General features: G+C 55.1%; 12 protein-coding genes. 2 read left to right on the forward strand and 10 right to left on the reverse strand.

Going from position 1 to position 16,714, the window contains the following annotated elements:
* Nucleotides 1–331: 331 nt before the first annotated feature.
* The 7 genes from J2Z18_RS05635 to J2Z18_RS05665 all read right to left on the reverse strand — a co-directional run bounded on the left by J2Z18_RS05635 (nucleotide 332) and on the right by J2Z18_RS05665 (nucleotide 10,495).
* A complete protein-coding gene (locus tag J2Z18_RS05635; protein WP_210094364.1) occupies nucleotides 332–2,677 on the reverse strand; it encodes a glycoside hydrolase family 3 N-terminal domain-containing protein in 2,346 nt (781 codons plus the stop codon).
* Between the two features lie 39 nt (nucleotides 2,678–2,716).
* Nucleotides 2,717–4,318 (reverse strand): response regulator transcription factor, encoded by a 1,602-nt coding sequence (locus J2Z18_RS05640; RefSeq protein WP_210094365.1) that lies wholly within the window; start codon nucleotides 4,316–4,318, stop codon nucleotides 2,717–2,719.
* Nucleotides 4,296–6,113 carry a cache domain-containing sensor histidine kinase gene (locus J2Z18_RS05645; RefSeq protein ID WP_210094366.1) on the reverse strand — a complete coding sequence of 606 codons (1,818 nt, stop codon included), beginning with the start codon at nucleotides 6,111–6,113 and terminating at the stop codon, nucleotides 4,296–4,298. Before J2Z18_RS05645 ends, J2Z18_RS05640 begins: the two co-directional genes overlap by 23 nt.
* Before the next feature lie 33 nt (nucleotides 6,114–6,146).
* On the reverse strand, nucleotides 6,147–6,977 hold the full coding sequence (locus J2Z18_RS05650; RefSeq protein ID WP_007127479.1) for a carbohydrate ABC transporter permease: 831 nt from the start codon (nucleotides 6,975–6,977) through the stop codon (nucleotides 6,147–6,149).
* A gap of 17 nt (nucleotides 6,978–6,994) precedes the next feature.
* Complete coding sequence (locus tag J2Z18_RS05655; RefSeq protein ID WP_007127478.1) at nucleotides 6,995–7,870, reverse strand: carbohydrate ABC transporter permease; 876 nt, start codon at nucleotides 7,868–7,870, stop codon at nucleotides 6,995–6,997.
* 140 nt (nucleotides 7,871–8,010) lie between these two features.
* Nucleotides 8,011–9,321: an extracellular solute-binding protein gene (locus J2Z18_RS05660; protein ID WP_040737942.1), complete on the reverse strand. Its 1,311-nt coding sequence runs from the start codon at nucleotides 9,319–9,321 to the stop codon at nucleotides 8,011–8,013.
* Nucleotides 9,322–9,475: 154 nt separating this feature from the next.
* Nucleotides 9,476–10,495: a glycoside hydrolase family 130 protein gene (locus tag J2Z18_RS05665; RefSeq protein WP_007127476.1), complete on the reverse strand. Its 1,020-nt coding sequence runs from the start codon at nucleotides 10,493–10,495 to the stop codon at nucleotides 9,476–9,478.
* Nucleotides 10,496–11,118: 623 nt separating this feature from the next.
* On the opposite strand from J2Z18_RS05665, the gene J2Z18_RS05670 reads away from it, so the two are divergent.
* A complete protein-coding gene (locus tag J2Z18_RS05670; RefSeq protein ID WP_007127475.1) occupies nucleotides 11,119–12,378 on the forward strand; it encodes a cytochrome P450 family protein in 1,260 nt (419 codons plus the stop codon).
* 110 nt (nucleotides 12,379–12,488) lie between these two features.
* On the opposite strand, the gene J2Z18_RS05675 is transcribed toward J2Z18_RS05670, so the two are convergent.
* Both J2Z18_RS05675 and J2Z18_RS05680 read right to left on the reverse strand, forming a co-directional pair.
* Nucleotides 12,489–13,403: a glycoside hydrolase family 43 protein gene (locus J2Z18_RS05675; protein ID WP_210094367.1), complete on the reverse strand. Its 915-nt coding sequence runs from the start codon at nucleotides 13,401–13,403 to the stop codon at nucleotides 12,489–12,491.
* Between the two features lie 22 nt (nucleotides 13,404–13,425).
* Nucleotides 13,426–14,034 (reverse strand): TetR/AcrR family transcriptional regulator, encoded by a 609-nt coding sequence (locus J2Z18_RS05680; RefSeq protein ID WP_210094368.1) that lies wholly within the window; start codon nucleotides 14,032–14,034, stop codon nucleotides 13,426–13,428.
* Between the two features lie 92 nt (nucleotides 14,035–14,126).
* Between J2Z18_RS05680 and J2Z18_RS05685 the strand changes: the two genes are divergently transcribed.
* Nucleotides 14,127–15,143, forward strand: a complete 1,017-nt coding sequence (locus J2Z18_RS05685) for an alpha/beta fold hydrolase (protein WP_210094369.1) — start codon at nucleotides 14,127–14,129, stop codon at nucleotides 15,141–15,143.
* Between the two features lie 94 nt (nucleotides 15,144–15,237).
* Here J2Z18_RS05685 and J2Z18_RS05690 read toward each other — a convergent pair whose 3' ends face one another.
* The gene (locus J2Z18_RS05690; RefSeq protein ID WP_040737810.1) at nucleotides 15,238–16,698 is read right to left on the reverse strand and encodes an ABC transporter substrate-binding protein; all 1,461 of its coding nucleotides are present in this window, start codon (nucleotides 16,696–16,698) and stop codon (nucleotides 15,238–15,240) included.
* Nucleotides 16,699–16,714 lie beyond the last annotated feature (16 nt).

A 16,714-nucleotide genomic window follows, 5' to 3' on the forward strand; every position in this document is an offset into this window, starting at 1 on the left:
AATGGTCTTGTTGGTCAAACCTCGATCTCTCCACCCGCATAGCGGGTGGTTTTTTGTTTCGCACGCTTCGCGAGCTCAACTGGCTAAAGCCGCAACAAAGAAGCACCTGCCGTTAACCGGCAGGCGCTGTCTTTACGTCATTGTACCAGGCAAAATCCATCCGTTATCCGAAGGAGTCACAACTTCCAGGATATCGGAAGCTTTTCCGTTCTTGGCCACAAGGAAAAAGAAGTCCGTGAATGGAGTCGGTGATGCTTTTCCATCTATCGCAGCTCATTGCATTGCATAGCTTTGAGAATCTGCTTTTGCGGGATGACCCTCTAAGTAAGCCTTAGTTCAAAATCGCATTTCCGCTGCCTTCCCTCGTAATGATCAGCTCGGCCTTGACGAGCTCCTGCGAACAACCGCCGATCCCGATTGTCACACGGCATGGCTCGACCGCAAACGACATCTCCCGGTTCCAGAAAGCCAGTTCCTCCCGGCCCAAGCTGAAGGTAACGTCCCGCTCCTCGCCAGGTGCCAGCTCCAGCTTTCGAAACGCCTTCAGCTCGGCAATGCGGCGGGTAATGCCCGATTCGCGGGCCGAGATATACAGCTGAACGGTTACTGCTCCGGGGCTACGGCCCGTGTTGGCGAGCCGGACCGTCACGGCGACTTTCCTGCCCTCCTGCAGCTCGAACACCGAGATTTCACCCCGCGAGAGCCGAACGTCCCCGTACCGGAATTCCGTGTAGCTTAGCCCGTAACCGAATGGATAAAGCGGGGCGGACGGCATATCCACGTACACACGCGGCCGGCCGGGATCCTTCTGGTTGTAATACACCGGCAGCTGTGCGGCGGAACGCGGAATCGATACGGGCAGTTTGCCGCTCGGGTTCGCCTTGCCGAACAGCAGCTCGCCGATTGCGGCGCCCCCTTCCGGCCCCGGATACCAAGCGCACAGCACGGCCTCGCAGTGCTCGACCACGCCGGCGAGCGCATGCGGACGCCCTTGGATGAGCACCAGGGCTACCGGCGTTCCCGTCGCGGCCACTTCCTCCAGCAGCCTCTGCTGCAGGCCGCCCAGCGCAAGATCAGCCAGGTCAACGCCCTCTCCGCAGTCCATCTCGGAAGGATTGCTCGTTTCGCCTTCGGGGACGATAGCCTCGCCATTGCTGTCGAACATCCCGTCAAAGCGGCGGGCGCTGCTGCCGCCCAGCACGAGCACGCAGACGTCCGCCCCCTTCGCCGCCTCCACGGCCTCGGCCAGGCCCTCCTCGGACATATCGCGAATGCCGCAGCCCTTGGCGTAGACGATGTCCGCGTTTGCAGGGGCAGCCATGCGCATGCCCTGCAGCACTGTAATCCCGGTGCCTTCGCGTTGAACGCTCGTATAATCGCCGAGCTGATTGTAGAGCTGATCGGCGTTGGGGCCGATCACCGCGATGCGGCGGCGCTCCTCGCCCAAAGGCAGCAGGCCGCCTTCGTTCTTCAGCAGAACGGCGGATTCCCTGGCCACCTGCCGGTTCAACTCGCGGAATTCGGAACGGCCGACAATGGAGATCGGGCCGCTCTCGCTGACATATGGATGGTCAAACAGTCCCAGCCTGAACTTCAGACGAAGCACCCTACGCACCGCACGGTCGATGTCCGCTTCCCGAACGAGCCCCTGCCGTACTGCGCCTTCCAGCGTCGAGAATGCCGTATCCCATAGGCTGAGATCCACGCCCGAGTCCAGGGCGAGCGCTGCGGCGGACTCGTAGCTGCCTGTCAGCGCCAGAAGCCGGTCGATTGCGACGCCGTCGGCCATGACGATGCCGTCAAAGCCCCACTCCTCGCGAAGGATGCCGGTTAACAGCCGCTTATTCGCATGGCAGGGCACGCCGTCGATCTCGTTGTACGCCGCCATGAAACCGGCGGCGCCGGCCGCCTTCCCGGCCATGGCGGCTGGAAGGTGGATCTCGCGCAGCTCGCGCTCCCCGATCGGAGCCGGTCCCGCATTGCGCCCGCCCTGCGCGGTGCCTTGGGCGCACAAATGCTTGAGCACGACCGCGACTTTATCCGGCCCGGCCATCTCCTCCGGCGTCTCGCCCTGCATACCCCGCACGGCCGCTTCCGTAAACCGGGCCGCCAAGTACGGATCCTCGCCGTAGCATTCCTCGGACCGGCCCCAGCGCGGATCGTGGAGGATGTCGAGCGCCGACACGAGGCCGATATGCGCTCCGCGGCTCCGGATCTCGGCGGCCGCCAAACCATAAGCCCGCTGAAGCAGCGTCGGATTCCAGGTAGCCCCCGCGGCAAGGTTGACCGGAAGGAGCATCCCGTCCAGCGCCTGATGCCCATGCGGACACTCCTCCACCAGCAGCACCGGAATGCCGAGACGGGTATGCTCCATCACGTACCGCTGCACCATATTAGCCGCTTTCGCGCTCTCCGCCGCCGTAATGCCGTTGCCGTAGTGGACACCGGACCACGGATCGCTGCGAAACAGCCCGTAAAGCGCGCCCATGCCGCCGCCCCAAGCCACCTCGGCCTTGAACGCTTCGGTCAGATGGAACCCGTCGTCCTTTTTAACATAGGCGTTCCACCCATACATTCGCTGGTTCAGCTGTCCTACCTTCTCCGTCAACGTCATTCTTCCGAGCAAATCCTCGATTCGCTCTTCCAACGGCACTCGGGCAGACTTATATTTTTCCATCTTTTCATTCCCCCGCTTCATCGTTGTGGGCTTTGGCCCTTAATGCACTCTGCCGCCCGCGTCCCTCGCGGCGCTGAGTCCGCGGTACTCCTTCGGCGTCATCCCTGTGTACGTTTTGAATACGGATACAAAATATTTGTATTCTTTATACCCTACTTTGTCCGCAATCTCAAACACTTTGTCATGCGTCGTGGCCAAGAGCTCTTTCGCATGCTCCATCCGCATTTCGTTCATATATTCCGTAAAGCCCTTTCCCGTGCTCTGCTTAAAAATATAGCTGAAGTAGCTGGGCGTTATTTTCAGCCAAGACGCCACTTCAGAGGCCTTTAAATCGGCTCGGTAATGCTCGTTCATATACTTTTTTGCCTTTTCGATGATCCAGTACGATTTATCCATGCCGGACCGCTCGATGAACTTCAGCCATTCCCGCATATGTCCCTGCACGAGACGCTCCAATGAGCCATAAGAGTTGAAGTGGTTCATATCCGGGCTTGCCAGATGGACATCATCTAGCCCGGTCTGGCCGCTTCTCCGCATTCGCTGCCTTATCAACACGGCCAATTCTTCATATGCGATCCACAGTTCCTCCGACAAAAACCGCTTTTCCCGGAAAAAAGCGAACATTTCCGCAACGAGCGCATCCAGTTCGTTATGATCCCGCTTGAGCATTGCCGCCATCAGATTCCGTGCCGCAGCCTCCGCATCGAAGTCGGCTGTGGCTGTACCCGGGCCGCGCCCGGCCGTGCGCGGGTAATCCGGAAGCAGCACCGTCTTATTCTCCAGCAAATGATAAGGCAGCAGGCGGCTAGCCTCCGCGCACCGCTCGGCCGTCTCTGTCAAATCGCCGTAGGGCCCGGAAGCTCCGCAACATATCCCGGCCTTCTGCAGCACGGGCTCGGCCGCCTCCAGCAGACGGTCCCAGGCAGCGAGATCCATTCGGATCTCGGATACGATCAGCGTATACAACAGATTTTCGTGGTCAAATACAGAAATCAAGCGGAGAAAAGGACAACGCAGCTCCGCATGCAGCCGATCCACCCAATCGTCCTGAATCTCGTCGTAATGTTCCGGAGGCTGCTCACCGAACCGTTCCATAAACCGTACCATCTGGGTTGCCAGCACGCGAAATTCCGCTCCATGAAGAGACGGCGGGGCTTCTTTGCCGTAAGCAGTCCCTTGACGCGCCATATTCGACAGCCATAATTTCGCTTCCTGGATGCCCCCGTCTCTTTCCCGACCCCGAACGCCTTCGACAATGGCCTTGACGACTTCCGTCAATTCATCGATATCGACCGGCTTCAGCAGGTAGTCGCTAACGCCGAGACGAATCGCCTGACGCGCGTATTCAAAATCCTCGTAGCCGCTGATCATGACGATGCGGACATTCGGAAACCGCTCCTTCAAGCGCTCCGCCAGCTCAAGTCCGTCCATCCCCTCCATGCGGATGTCGGACAAGACGACACTCACGTCTCGCTCCCCGACGAGCCGCAGTGCCTCCGCCCCGTCATAGGCTACGTCCACGACCCGGACGCCAAGACGCTCCCAATCGATCGTGCGCCGCAATCCTTCGCAGATGACCGGCTCGTCGTCCACGATCAGCATATTGACAAGCTTGCCCCTAACCGTCCATTGATTGTCCATGCTTATCACCGCCTTGATCTTGAATATCTCCCCCAGGAAGCCTCAGCCTGACCCAGGTGCCTTTTGAGGAAGTGCTGACCAACTCGAGCCCATAGCCGGGTCCGAAAAAGATCGAAAGCCGCTCATGAATATTGGACATCGCTCCCTGCCGGCCCCCTTCCCTGGCCCTCCCCTGAAGCGATGACATCACCTCTTGGCGGCGAACGGCCGGCATTCCCTTGCCGTTGTCGATCACGTCGATCACGATTTCATCGGCGACCCGGGAAGCGTTCACGAGGATGTCATTCATCGGTTTGCCCCGGTCATACCCGTGCTTGAGGAAATTTTCCACCAGCGGCTGGATGGTCGCTTTCAGCATTGGCGTATCCTCCAGGCCTTCTTCCATCGATAACGTATAGGTCAGCTTGTCACCAAGACGTCGCTGCTGCAGATACAGATACGATTGAACGAACTCCATCTCCCGGCGCAGCGTCGTCCGGTAGCTGCCGTTATTAACGCTGGCGCGGAAGAACTTGGACAGCATTTCGATCAGCTGGCTCGATTTTTCCGCTTGCTCTAATCTAGCCGTCCAACGGATCATGTCCAGCGTATTGTAAAGAAAGTGCGGATCCATCTGGTTCTGCATCAGCTTCAGCTCGGACTCGCGCTCCCGGAGCTCCAGCTTGTACTTATGCTCGATCAATTGCTGGATGGTGGATACCATTTCGTTGAACGTCCGGTTCAGCTCCGCGATTTCATCCCGGGATTGGATCGGCACGCGGGCGTTGAAGTCCCCGTAGGCGACTCGGCTCGCCTCCTTCTTCAGCCGCAGTATCGGAGTGATGATCGTATAATGAAAGCCGATCAGCGCCGTCAAACCGAGCAGCAAAATCGCGGCGAGTATGAACAGCATCAGCATTTTGACGCCGCGGAACTCCTCCGCCACGGTAGCCTCGGGAATCAAGGCCACGACGTTCCAGCCCGTGCTTTCGATCGGCTTGTACAAGGTTAAATAGCGTTTGCCTTCAACCGGATAATGAAAGAAGCCTTCCCTTCCGGAGGAAAGCTTGTTCACCAGCGTTTCGTCGGGCGCAAATTGTTCGCTCAATGCGCCGCGGGAGCCGAGTACGATCTGACCCTGTTCCCCAACGATGAACACGCTTCCCTGATCCTCCTCGAAAATCCCCTTCTCGAGCAGATTGACGATGCCGGCCTCGTCCATGCGGATGGTCAGCCTGCCTAGCGGCTTCGTAATGTCATTGTACGAATTCAAAATCCGGAACATCGAGAGGAGGCGGGTGGGCCCGTACCAATCGCTGTTCAGGCTGTACCCCTCCGTCCAGACAATGCCCCCCTTGCGGGCCTCGGCCTGACGCACCCACATCGATTCATCCCCGCTGAACGGCTCGCCCATCTCGATGAAACTTCCGTTATAGCCGGAAATTTCGATCGAGCGGATATAGCTCCGGGACATGAGCTGAAAGGTAAGGAATTCTTCGATGTTGCGCTTGAGATTGGCCTGCTGGCCGCTGCTTAGGGGAGGTGATGGCCTCAGGAAGGACCGCATATCCGGACTTAGGATGAGATAGTTGGCGATATCCTCCACCATTTTGGTTTGCTCGCCGAGCTGGCTCGCGACGTTATCCAAATTCCGTTTGGTAGAGTTCATGAATTGGTCCATCAGGACTTGATTGAATTTATATTGAGCGACGACGCCGACGCCGAACGTAGGCAAAATGACGAAGAGAAGAAAAATGGCGAGCGCTTTCCGCTTCAAGCCGAAATTTCCCAGGTATTTTCCGTAACGGGTCTTCATGCTGTTCTCCCCTTCCATCCGCCTACCCGCGCACTAGCCTTTGACCGCGCCTGCCGTCATTCCGTTCACGAGCTGCTTCTGCAGCAGCAGGTAGAAGATCAGGATCGGAATGAGCGCGATCGTCAGAGCCGCCATTTGAAGCGTAAGGCTCGCCGTTTCAATGCCGGCGAAATTGGCCAGCCCGAGCGGCAGCGTTTTGAGCTCCGTCGAAGTGATCAGGACCAGCGCAAACAGATACTCGTTCCAATTATAAATAAAGTTCAATATAATGACCGTCGCCAAAGCCGGCCGGGTAATCGGCAAAATAATTGACCAGAAGATGCGATACACCCCCGCGCCGTCCATGACGCCCGACTCTTCCAGATCTTTAGGGAATCCCCGCATAAAGCCCTCTAGGATAAACACGGTCAATGACAAGTGAAAAGCCGTATACGGCAAAATCAGCGACCAGTACGTATCGAGCAATTGCAGCTTTTGCATAATCAAAAAGATCGGGATCAAGGTTGCATGGATCGGCACCAGCATCCCCAGCAAGAACAAGCTATAAGTCACGCCCCGCAGCTTGAACTGGAAGCGGGAAAGGAAATATGCCGCAAGTGCTCCCAGCAGCACCGTAATGATCAGGGAAGCAAACGTGATGATAATGCTGTTCAAAAAATAGACGTCCATGTTCGCAACTTCCCAAGCCTTGGCGTAGTTCGAAAACTGCAGCGTATGCGGCAGCGAAAACGGCGAGGCGGCATATTCCTGCTCCTCCTTGAAGGAGTTGACCACCATCCAAAAGAGCGGGATTATATTCATAATAGCGAACAGGCCCAAAAATGTGTATGCGAATAACTGGAACAGGCCCGACTTTCTCTTCATGGCGTTTCCTCCTTTCGTTAAGCGTCCTTCTCCCGGCCGACCCGATTGATGAGCGTAATGACGATCAGGCTGAACAGCAGAACCAGGATGGATACCGCACTGCCGTAACCGTAACGCATGTTGATGAACGCGCTGTTGTACATGTAGATGGTCATAACTTCCGTCTGGTGCGCCGGGCCGCCGCCCGTCAGGATCTGAATGAGGTCGAAGACGCGGAACGAGTTGCTGATGCTGTATACCACGCCGACCATAATCGTTCCCCGGATCATCGGAATCGTAATCCGCAGCGTTCGCTTCAGGCCGGTGGCCCCGTCCAGCTCCGCAGCCTCGTTGACTTCCTCCGGAATGTTCTGCAGTGCAGCCAGGAAGATCACCATATAAAGGCCGCAGTTCTGCCAAATATAGGCGATGCTGATCGACAGCATCGACCATGTCGAATCCCCCAGCCAATTCTGCTTCCAGCCGTCCAGCCCAATCATGCCGAGCAAGTTGTTCAGCATGCCGTATTCGGTGTTGTACACCATGCCCCAGATGAGGGAGACCATGACCGAGGAAATGACGACCGGCATGAATCCGATGGTTCGGAACAAACCGGACCCTTTCATGCCTCGGTTAAGCAGCAGGGCAAGCAGCAGGCCGAGCGGAATTTGTCCGATCAGGCCGGTCACCATGATGATGACGTTGTTTTTCACCGAAAGCCAAAACGTGTCGTCGCCCAAAATTTTTACGTAATTATCAAGCCCGGCGAAAGTCATCGAGCCGATCCCGTTCCAGTTCATCAGGGAATAATACAAGGACAACCCGATCGGAACGATGGCAATGCCCAAATAGATGATCAGCGCCGGAAACAAACCGAGGAATATGGCGAGTTTGGTTCCTCTTAGCGTTTGCATCAGGGTTCCTCCTTTGTTGCACCCCTGCCCACCCCCGAAGAAGGAAGAAAACCCGTTGAAGTTCGGGTTTTCCACATCGTTTCGGATTTGGGCAACAGGATGAATGATTGAATGATTGAATGATTACGTTACAGTTACTGCTATTGATTCATGTCGTCAAACGTTTCCTGCATTTCCTTCGCAACCTCTTCCGGCGTCCCGTGGCCGACGGTCAGCGCCTGCAGTCCGTTCTGAAGCACGTCAACCACTTGGGTCGGAATAACGCTGTCGAATACCGGGGCAGTGCCATTGCCTGTCAATTCCAGCATTTCTTTCAGATATGGGCTCGCATCCTCCGGCACCTCTACCTTCGCCGGGACGACGACGCCGCTGCTGATCAGTTCTTTGTACAAATCCTCGCTGACGAAAAACTTAAGAAACTCCTCAGCGGCTTCCCGTTTCTTCTCGTCCAGCCCGCTCTTGATCGCAATACCGTACTGAACGACGCCTGCGCTCTTGGACGGATCGCCTTTGCCGCCTTCCACGCTTGGGAACAGGGCAATGCCGAACTTGTCGCCTTCCTCGTTGTTGATGCGAACCCGGCCGTCAACCGTGGCGGACGAAATATGCATAGCGGCTTTGCCTTGGATGAAATAATCCTGCGCCTGCACCGAGTCCATGTTGTTGGCGTCGGTATTGAACGCATCCAGCTTGGTCAATTCGTCGATGACCGACAACGCCTTCACGAACTCCGGATCGGTAAACTTGGCCTTCTTCTCCAGGACGTTCGTTAAGAAATCGCTCCCCGTAAAACGGTCGCCGATGATCGAAATATAGGACGATTGAAGCGGCCATTGTTCCTTGTTCCCGAGTGAAATCGGCGTAATGCCCGCCTCTTTCAGCTTTTTAACGGCATCGATAAATTTATCGTACGTATCGGGGAACTGATCATAGCCGACTTGTGCGAACATGTCCTTGTTGTAATAGATGATATCCACAAAGTTTTGCTTCGTTGGCACTGCGTACTGCTGCCCGTCCACATTGAACCCGGCCAGCGCCGATTCCGGCAGGATCGAGGACCAGTTGTCCATCAGGCCGTTGATCGGCTGCAGCAAATTCCCCGCCACCAGCGGATCGAGGTCCGCTCCCGGCCAGACCACGTTAATATCCGGAAGATTGTTCCCTGCCGCAAGCGTGCGCAGCTTGGTCTTGTATTGGGCGGCCGGCACGCCGTCTTGCTTGATCACGATGTTCGGATGCTGCTTCTCGAATTCGGCAATCCGGGCCTTGTACACTTCGTTGTCCACGTTAGGCGAAGTCCATGGATGCATCATATTTAGCGTGATTTGCTCTCCTTCGGCCCCGCTGCCGCTGCTTCCAGCGTTGTCCTTGCCGCAGGCGGCAGTGAAGAGTGTAATCATCGCGACCAGTCCGAGCAGCAGCATTCTTTTGCCTTTGATTGTTTTGTTCATAACCAGCCCTCTTTTCGTCATAATAAAAGTCTCCGAGATAAAAACATTAAATGGGGTATTTACGATCACAACGGGTTATCTTTCCTGTAAAAATGACTGTATGCGGTTTCAAATTGTTATCATGATGAACCGCGGTATCGCGGTCATCTCCTGATCAGCTTTGCGGTTCGTTCAATATATAATCCACCAGCTCGTCCAGAGGCACGGTCGCCAGTGCAATCGCCGTATCGGTCACACCATAGTAAATGTATAACAGACCGTCCTTCACCACATTGCCGGTCGGGAAAATAACGTTCGGAATCTGGTACCCGAATTTCTCGTAATACGTCTCCGGCTCCATGATGAAATTCCGGGTCCGGGCGATGACTTTTTCCGGGTTATCGAGATCAAGCAGCATCGCCCCTACGCGATATACCACCTCGTCGTCCACGCCGTGATACAAGACGAGCCATCCGCGGTCCGTCTTAACCGGCGGCGTCGATCCGCCGATCTTTCGCGATTCCCAGGCCGGATTCTCCCCTTTGGCCAACAGTCTTGGCTCCTCCCAATGAATCAGATCATCGGAATACGTGATCCACATCGCCGCTTTGTCCGTGCCGTATTGATCCCCCACGTATTCTTCGGGCCGACGAAGCAGCACGTATTTGCCGTTGATTTTTTCAGGGAACAGGATGTTGTCCCGGTCATTGATGTCCAGCGGCGTCGTGTCGGTCAAAAACTCCCAATCGATCAGGTTTTTGGAGGTGAGGATCGAAGAACGGGTCAGCCAGTGGCCTTCCTGTTCGCCCCAACCGTCCGGATATTCCGGAATCGAACGCTCCGGGACGCCCCGTCCGGTCGGATAATAGCTCATGGCGCAAGGGCGCAGCGCGTAGTTCATATAAAAAGTGTCGTCAATCTTGACTATGCGCGGATCCTGCACGCTGCCGTACGGGAACCCGAGTTGGTCCGGCGTCACGATCGGCTCGTCTTTCACGTGCGTGAAATGCACGCCGTCTTCGCTTTCCAGCAATCCGAGGAAGTTTTTGCATGGCGTCAGCGAACCGGCAGTCCGCTCGATCATGTAAAATTTCCCGTCCTCGATAATGACGGCAGGATTGAATACGGTAACTTTCCGCCATTCGTATCCTCCCGGCACCACGATCGGATTTTCCGGATGTCTTTCAATCTTCATCTGTAGGCCTCCTCATGTAAATCCCTAAAACTTGGTAACCCTAATTCCGCTTGCGTTCCATTGTTCTTGAAGCATCTCGATTCCTTTCTGCCCGGTCTCGATCGGGAGACGAATGTTGTGAATCCGCTTTATTTTTTCCCAACGGAATCGCCGCTTGAGTTACAAGCAACCGCTTATAGGGCTATTATAGGTCGCTTTCGGACGGCAAAATATCCTGTGAACTTTAGAAAACATCCGAATTATCGGGGCAATCTTGTAAACGCAATCATGATTCGAGTAGGACCGGCCAAACATTCGTACTTGTGTGTAGGGTCGTAGCTCCTCAAATCCGTGACCATGTCATTTTGCGGCGCCGGTTCGACGATCCGCCATACGGACGCCTGAATTTGACCGTGATCTGATCACTAATCTATAATTATAATGAACAATTGTTCATTATTCAGATCATTCATTAGGAGGGAGGTTATCGTTGTCCGGAAGCTATTCATCGGAAATATCTACTATTCTTAACGTGGCTCAAGTAAGGAGGAAATGGTTGTTTATTGGTAGGAATGCAGATATTGAAGTCTGCTTGCCATTTAGAGTGGGGAGACAAAATCGACCTGTGAGAGAGGATGGTTACCATGGACAGATCGAAACTAAGCGCATCAGATCAAGCCGGATTCAGCTTTTTTGGCGGGAAGAACGATACAGACCCGTTCCCGTTATTCGCTCAGCTTCGCGCTAGCGGTGCCGTGATTCCGATTCCGAATCCGCTAGGCGGTTCCGGGGGAACGTGGATCGTCACTCAGATGGAGGAAGCCATCCAGGTGTTGAAGGATCACGCTCGCTTCACCGTGGATCCCAGCTCGCTCGACGGTTATCAAGACATTCGGAGAACGCTCGCCGAAACGGCGGAAGCATCCGCTCCAGCGACCTTTTTTACCGGCAAATCCATGTTATTCGTCGACGAGCCAGATCACAAGCGGCTGCGCGGCCTGGTTTCCAAAGCTTTCACGCCCAGATACATGGAAAGCTTGCGCCCCCGCGTTCAAGAAATTGCCGACGAGCTCCTCGACCAGGTACAAGCTCAAGGGCGGATGGACATCGTCAAGGATTATGCCTATCCGTTACCGATCAATGTCATTTCCGAAATGCTGGGCGTACCGTTGGAAGACCGGGACCAAATCCGCGTTTGGTCTGAGGCGCTCGCACGCGGCCTTGGCTATGAGAAGCAGGATCCAACGGTCGCAGCCCATATGAGCGCCTTCGGCGAATATACCGCACGGCTTGTAGCGGATAAACGAAAGCGCCAGGCCGAGGATTTGATCAGCCAGCTGATCGCCATCGAAGAGGAAGGGGACCGCCTGAACGAGGATGAACTGATCTCGATGATTACCTTATTGATCTTTGCCGGCCACGAAACCACATCCAACCTGATCGCGACTGGAACCTTGATGCTGCTGGACCATCCACGGCAATGGGAGAAACTCAAAGCCGATCCCGGTCTCGTGCCGTCAGCCGTCGAGGAGCTGCTTCGCTTCAACGGACCTGCTACGGCCTCGGGACCGCGCTATGCCACCGAAGACGTTGAGCTTGGCGGACAGCGGATTAAGAAAGGGGATATCGTGATCCCCGTGTTGAAATCGGCCAATCGGGACGAAAGCCAGTTTACCGATCCGGAAGAACTCGATGTTGCGCGTCGGATCAAACGCCATCTCGCATTCGGGCATGGGATTCACATGTGCTTGGGGGCGCCGCTTGCCCGCGTTGAAGGCGATGTAGCGTTCGGCACGTTGGTCAAGCGCATGCCGAATCTGAAGCTCGCCATCCCAAGGGAGGATATCGCCTGGCACTTTACGCTCTCCTCGCAGAGCTTGGCTTCACTGCCGGTCACGTTCTAAAGGGCAGCGCATCCGCTCTCGGGCGCATATCCCGCCCTTCGGCATTTACCGCTTTTAGCAACAGAACTTACCGTAAAGAAGCGCCTGCCGTTAAATCGGCAGGCGCTTCTTTACGTCATTTTCACAGGCAAAATCCGTCCATCCTCCGAAAACTCCATGACGTCCAAGCACAGGACTCGATGATTCCGATCCGTCTCCGTCAGCGGCCGTCGATGGTAGACGATGTACCACTCCTCTTCGCCCGCCTGGATGAAGCCGTGATGGCCGGCCCCCGTCGCCACGTCCGGATCCTGCTCCAGGATTTTCCCGACGCGTTCGAACGGGCCAAGGGGAGAAGAGGCGCAGGCGTAGGCCACGGAATAATCCGGTCCTCCCCATCCCCCTTCCGCCCACATGAAATAATAGAGCCCCTTCCTTTTGACCATACACGGTCCTTCAACGTATTGGTCCGGCGTAATCTCCGCATAAGTGCTGCCGTCCTCGAACCGACCCAGGCTGATCATGTCCTCGTTCAGCTTGACGACATTACAGCGGCCCCACCCGCCGTAATACAAATACGCGGTGCCGTCATCGTCGATGAATACATGCGGATCGATGGGCTGGGCTCCATGATGGAAGCGGTCGATGAGCGGCTTGCCGATCGCGTCGCGGAAAGGCCCCTCCGGCTTGTCGGCGACGGCGACGCCGATTCCCCCGTACTCGTCATCACTCTGAATGTCATTGGCGCAAAAGTACAAATAATACCGTCCGTTCCGTTCGATCGGCGACGGCGCCCACAATGCCCGCTTCGCCCAAGGAATCCGGTCGATGTCCAAAATGCGCTCCACCTTCGTCCACTTAGCCAGATCCTCGGAATAGAACGCATCGAAAAACGTCTGCTCGTCATAAGGAGCCGAGTATGTCGGATAGATCCAGTACCGCCCTTCAAATATTCTCGCTTCGGGATCCGCGTACCAGCCGGGGACGATCGGATTAGGAGCAAGCTGTGCGTGCTTTCCGTCCGTCCGTTTTTCATGCTTCGCCATCTTCATTCCTCCTGTCGATAGGTTATATTCCTTTGCCTTGTTGAGCGCAGAGCGACTCCAGGTGGGAGGTTACCAGAGCCTCAAGCCTTTCCACTGGCAGCCGATCCGGCTGCATCATGCGATGCATGGCGAGCCCGTCGATCAGCGCGAACAATTTTTCCGTCTCCAGATCGATATTCAAGTCGGGGCTTGCCAGCTGGTTCTTGACGATCTCGTCCACCACGAAACGGGAGACCTTATGGATCCCGTCTTGAATTTCCGAGCTTAATTTCCTTAGTTCGGGATAGACCAGCGCCTTCGAATGAAACGCAAACCACACCTCCATTTCCAGCGTTCTCTCTTCATCGACGGGCAGAAATTGCAGCAGCAGCCGCTTCAAGTCCTCCATTAAAGGCCCGTGAAGCTCGAATGTCTCCAATCTGTGCTCGACCCGCTCGACGAACATATTCATGCAAAAGGCAAACAGCTCAACCTGCGTCGAGAAATAATGGCGCATGGAACCGACGGACAATCCCGCCTCTTCCGCGATGCGGCGTACGGTTGCCTGCTCCAGGCCCGAGCGCCGGATCACGTTTAATGCAGCCTCTGCGACCAAGCGTCTTTGGGTGTCATGATTCACGATTTTTGGCATGGCTCTATTATACGCCCTTTTCTTTTTTAGTACAACGTGTTAAAAACCTTTTTGGTACATTGTACTAAATAAAATCGGGAAAGGAACCATCCATGAAAAAGGACAAAAAGAAGAAGAGAGCTTCAATATGGAGAAAGCTTGCATACGGGTTCGGGAGCATCTTTGCTGTTGTCGTTATGGCGCTCGTCGCCGGCTTCGTGTATGAGTCTATCGCTGCCAAACAAGCGGCGAAGGATTACCCGCCTCCGGGCAAAATGGTCGATGTCGGCGGTTATGCTCTGCATGTGGTGAAAGCAGGCAGCGGTTCCCCGACGATTGTATTCGAAGCCGGAAGCGGCGAAACGAGCCTGTCCTGGCGCGACATTCCGGACAAGCTAGCCCCGTATGCAACGGTCGTCACCTACGACCGCGCAGGTTATGCCTGGAGCGAGAAGGCAAGCCGCGAACGCACCGGAGATCAAATCGTCAGCGAGCTGTATCGCGCTTTGAAGCAGGAAAATATCGAGGGCCCCTACCTTATGGTCGGTCATTCTTTGGGCGGGATGTATGCCCGGCTGTTCGCCGAAACTTACTCGGATGAGGTGATGGGCCTGGTGCTGATCGATGCCAGACCCGAGGATGATGCCAGGGATACCCAAGCGATACTGGAAGCGGAGAATTTTGCCGGCAACCCGCCAGCCTCCACGCTCAAGCTGCTCAAGCAGTCCGGCATACTGCGCCTGTTCCAGGACGATTTGCTGAAGGGTCTCGTGGCCGAGGAAGACCGCGGGCAATTTATCAATGTCATTGCACAGCCGAGCTACTTCGAAGCGAAGGAAGAGGAGGCGGAGCTGGCTCATACGACTGAAGATGCCATTCGGGGGCAGCATTTGGGGGCGTTGCCGGTGCGAGTGATCGCCCGGGGGCTCCCTCAGGATTATGCCCAAGCGGGCATTTCGGAAGCCGGCGGTCGGAAGCTTGAGGAAATTTGGCAGGCCGGACAGCGAAAGATGCTGGATATTTCGACCGACAGCCGATTGATCGTCGCCGAACGAAGCGGCCACATGGTCATTCATGATCAGCCGGAGCTCGTCGTCGATACGATTCTCGATGTTTTGCAGGGCCGGTAAGCACCCTTAACTATCCCCGCAACTTACGGATACGCATGATAAAAAAAACGACTCAAGCCGGATATAAACATCCCTTGAGTCGTTTCCTTGTTCTTTATTTTTGGTTCGCCAAGAACTCGTCCAGCTGACGCTGAACCTCCGCTACATATTCATCAATGCCCGCCGCTTTCAGCTTCTCGATCGCCTTTGGATATTCCGTTTCGAAATCCACGAAACCGGAACGGATCGCGGCCATATCCTTGCCTGCTACTTCCTTCAGGGCTGTCTCGATGAGCTTGACATTTTCATTATTGAACCGGAACCCTAATGAGGCGGATCGGACGGCATCGTCGTCCCAGCTTTTATATTGATCAATGGACGCCTGGGCCACTTCCGGCCCGAACAATTGATAATTTTGGTTTCTGAACATCCACTCATAGAAAAATTCGCTAGCGGTCAGCTTTTTGATTCGTCCGTCCACGATTTCGTAATCCTTGCCTTCGACGCCATACAAGGCGAACAAATAATTGTCCTGCGACTTGTAAATCCAGTTGATAAATTTCATGGCGCCTTCCGGATTTGGAGCGTTTACCGGCATACCTAGAACTTCCCCGCCTGCTGCCGTAACATATCGCGGTTTCTCTTCGGCTAACAGATAAGTTTTAATTTCGGCTTCCGGAGCATTCGCCTTGACGGCATCGATAATTTCCATTTCTTTGCCCAAGGAGCCTTCTACCCATAAGTACAATCCTGTCTGCATGCGGGAATCTCTTTCGTTGTATTTAATTGTCAGATCCTCCGTATATAACCCGCCGTCATACATGCTGCGGTTAAACTTGGCAACCTCTTGGAACGCCTCGGTTTCATAATAGCTGTACGCTTTCTTACTGTCTTCCCCGAATACCACCAAATCCTCGACCGCGATCCAGTTATATTGTTCATCGGCAAAGTAGCGGGTTAACGGCTTGAATATAATATCCGCCGGCCCTTTCATTTCAGGAAACTTCTCTTTTGCCTTTGCTGCGAATTCTTTCAAATCGTCCGGGGTCTTCACCTCCGACATTCCTACGGCTTCAAGGATATCCTGACGAACAGCGACCAGCTGATACATCGCGGAGGACGGCGCGTATGCCGATGGAATGCCATAGACCTTTCCGTCAATCGTTGCCCCTTGAAGCTGCTCCTTCGGCAGCACCTTTAACATATCCTGACCGTGCTGCTGAATCAAATCATCCAGCGCCATGGCTTGCTTCTTGTTTACGATAGTCGACAGATCCGGAAGACCGTCCCAATATAAATCGATGGGTTCATTGGCCGCCAGCATGATATCTTTCTGCTCCCAATACTGGGCCCAAGGCACGAATACGACCTCCACCTTCAAGCCGAGCTCGGACGCCATTTTGTCGGCAAATTCGTTCTGAAGAAATTCATCCATCCGATCGCTTCGCTCGCCAGGGTACAGAATCGTCACGGTTTCGAGCGCGGCCTCCCCCTCTTTCCCGCCGCCGCATCCTGCTAAAACCGATACGGATGCAATCAATAAAGCCAACAAGATCAGCATTTTCCTTGCCATCATTTAAGACCCTCCCCAA

The sequence above is a fragment of the Paenibacillus lactis genome (assembly GCF_017873605.1).
Taxonomy (GTDB): domain Bacteria; phylum Bacillota; class Bacilli; order Paenibacillales; family Paenibacillaceae; genus Paenibacillus_AQ; species Paenibacillus_AQ lactis.

Bases quoted from the DNA above. Each gene is read 5' to 3' on its own strand.
- J2Z18_RS05660 (WP_040737942.1), bottom strand. From the start codon at position 9,321: ATGAACAAAACAATCAAAGGCAAAAGAATGCTGCTGCTCGGACTGGTC.
- J2Z18_RS05640 (WP_210094365.1), bottom strand. From the start codon at position 4,318: ATGGACAATCAATGGACGGTTAGGGGCAAGCTTGTCAATATGCTGATC.
- J2Z18_RS05685 (WP_210094369.1), top strand. From the start codon at position 14,127: ATGAAAAAGGACAAAAAGAAGAAGAGAGCTTCAATATGGAGAAAGCTT.
- J2Z18_RS05675 (WP_210094367.1), bottom strand. From the start codon at position 13,403: ATGGCGAAGCATGAAAAACGGACGGACGGAAAGCACGCACAGCTTGCT.
- J2Z18_RS05650 (WP_007127479.1), bottom strand. From the start codon at position 6,977: ATGAAGAGAAAGTCGGGCCTGTTCCAGTTATTCGCATACACATTTTTG.
- J2Z18_RS05635 (WP_210094364.1), bottom strand. From the start codon at position 2,677: ATGGAAAAATATAAGTCTGCCCGAGTGCCGTTGGAAGAGCGAATCGAG.
- J2Z18_RS05690 (WP_040737810.1), bottom strand. From the start codon at position 16,698: ATGATGGCAAGGAAAATGCTGATCTTGTTGGCTTTATTGATTGCATCC.
- J2Z18_RS05670 (WP_007127475.1), top strand. From the start codon at position 11,119: ATGGACAGATCGAAACTAAGCGCATCAGATCAAGCCGGATTCAGCTTT.
- J2Z18_RS05680 (WP_210094368.1), bottom strand. From the start codon at position 14,034: ATGCCAAAAATCGTGAATCATGACACCCAAAGACGCTTGGTCGCAGAG.
- J2Z18_RS05655 (WP_007127478.1), bottom strand. From the start codon at position 7,870: ATGCAAACGCTAAGAGGAACCAAACTCGCCATATTCCTCGGTTTGTTT.
- J2Z18_RS05645 (WP_210094366.1), bottom strand. From the start codon at position 6,113: ATGAAGACCCGTTACGGAAAATACCTGGGAAATTTCGGCTTGAAGCGG.
- J2Z18_RS05665 (WP_007127476.1), bottom strand. From the start codon at position 10,495: ATGAAGATTGAAAGACATCCGGAAAATCCGATCGTGGTGCCGGGAGGA.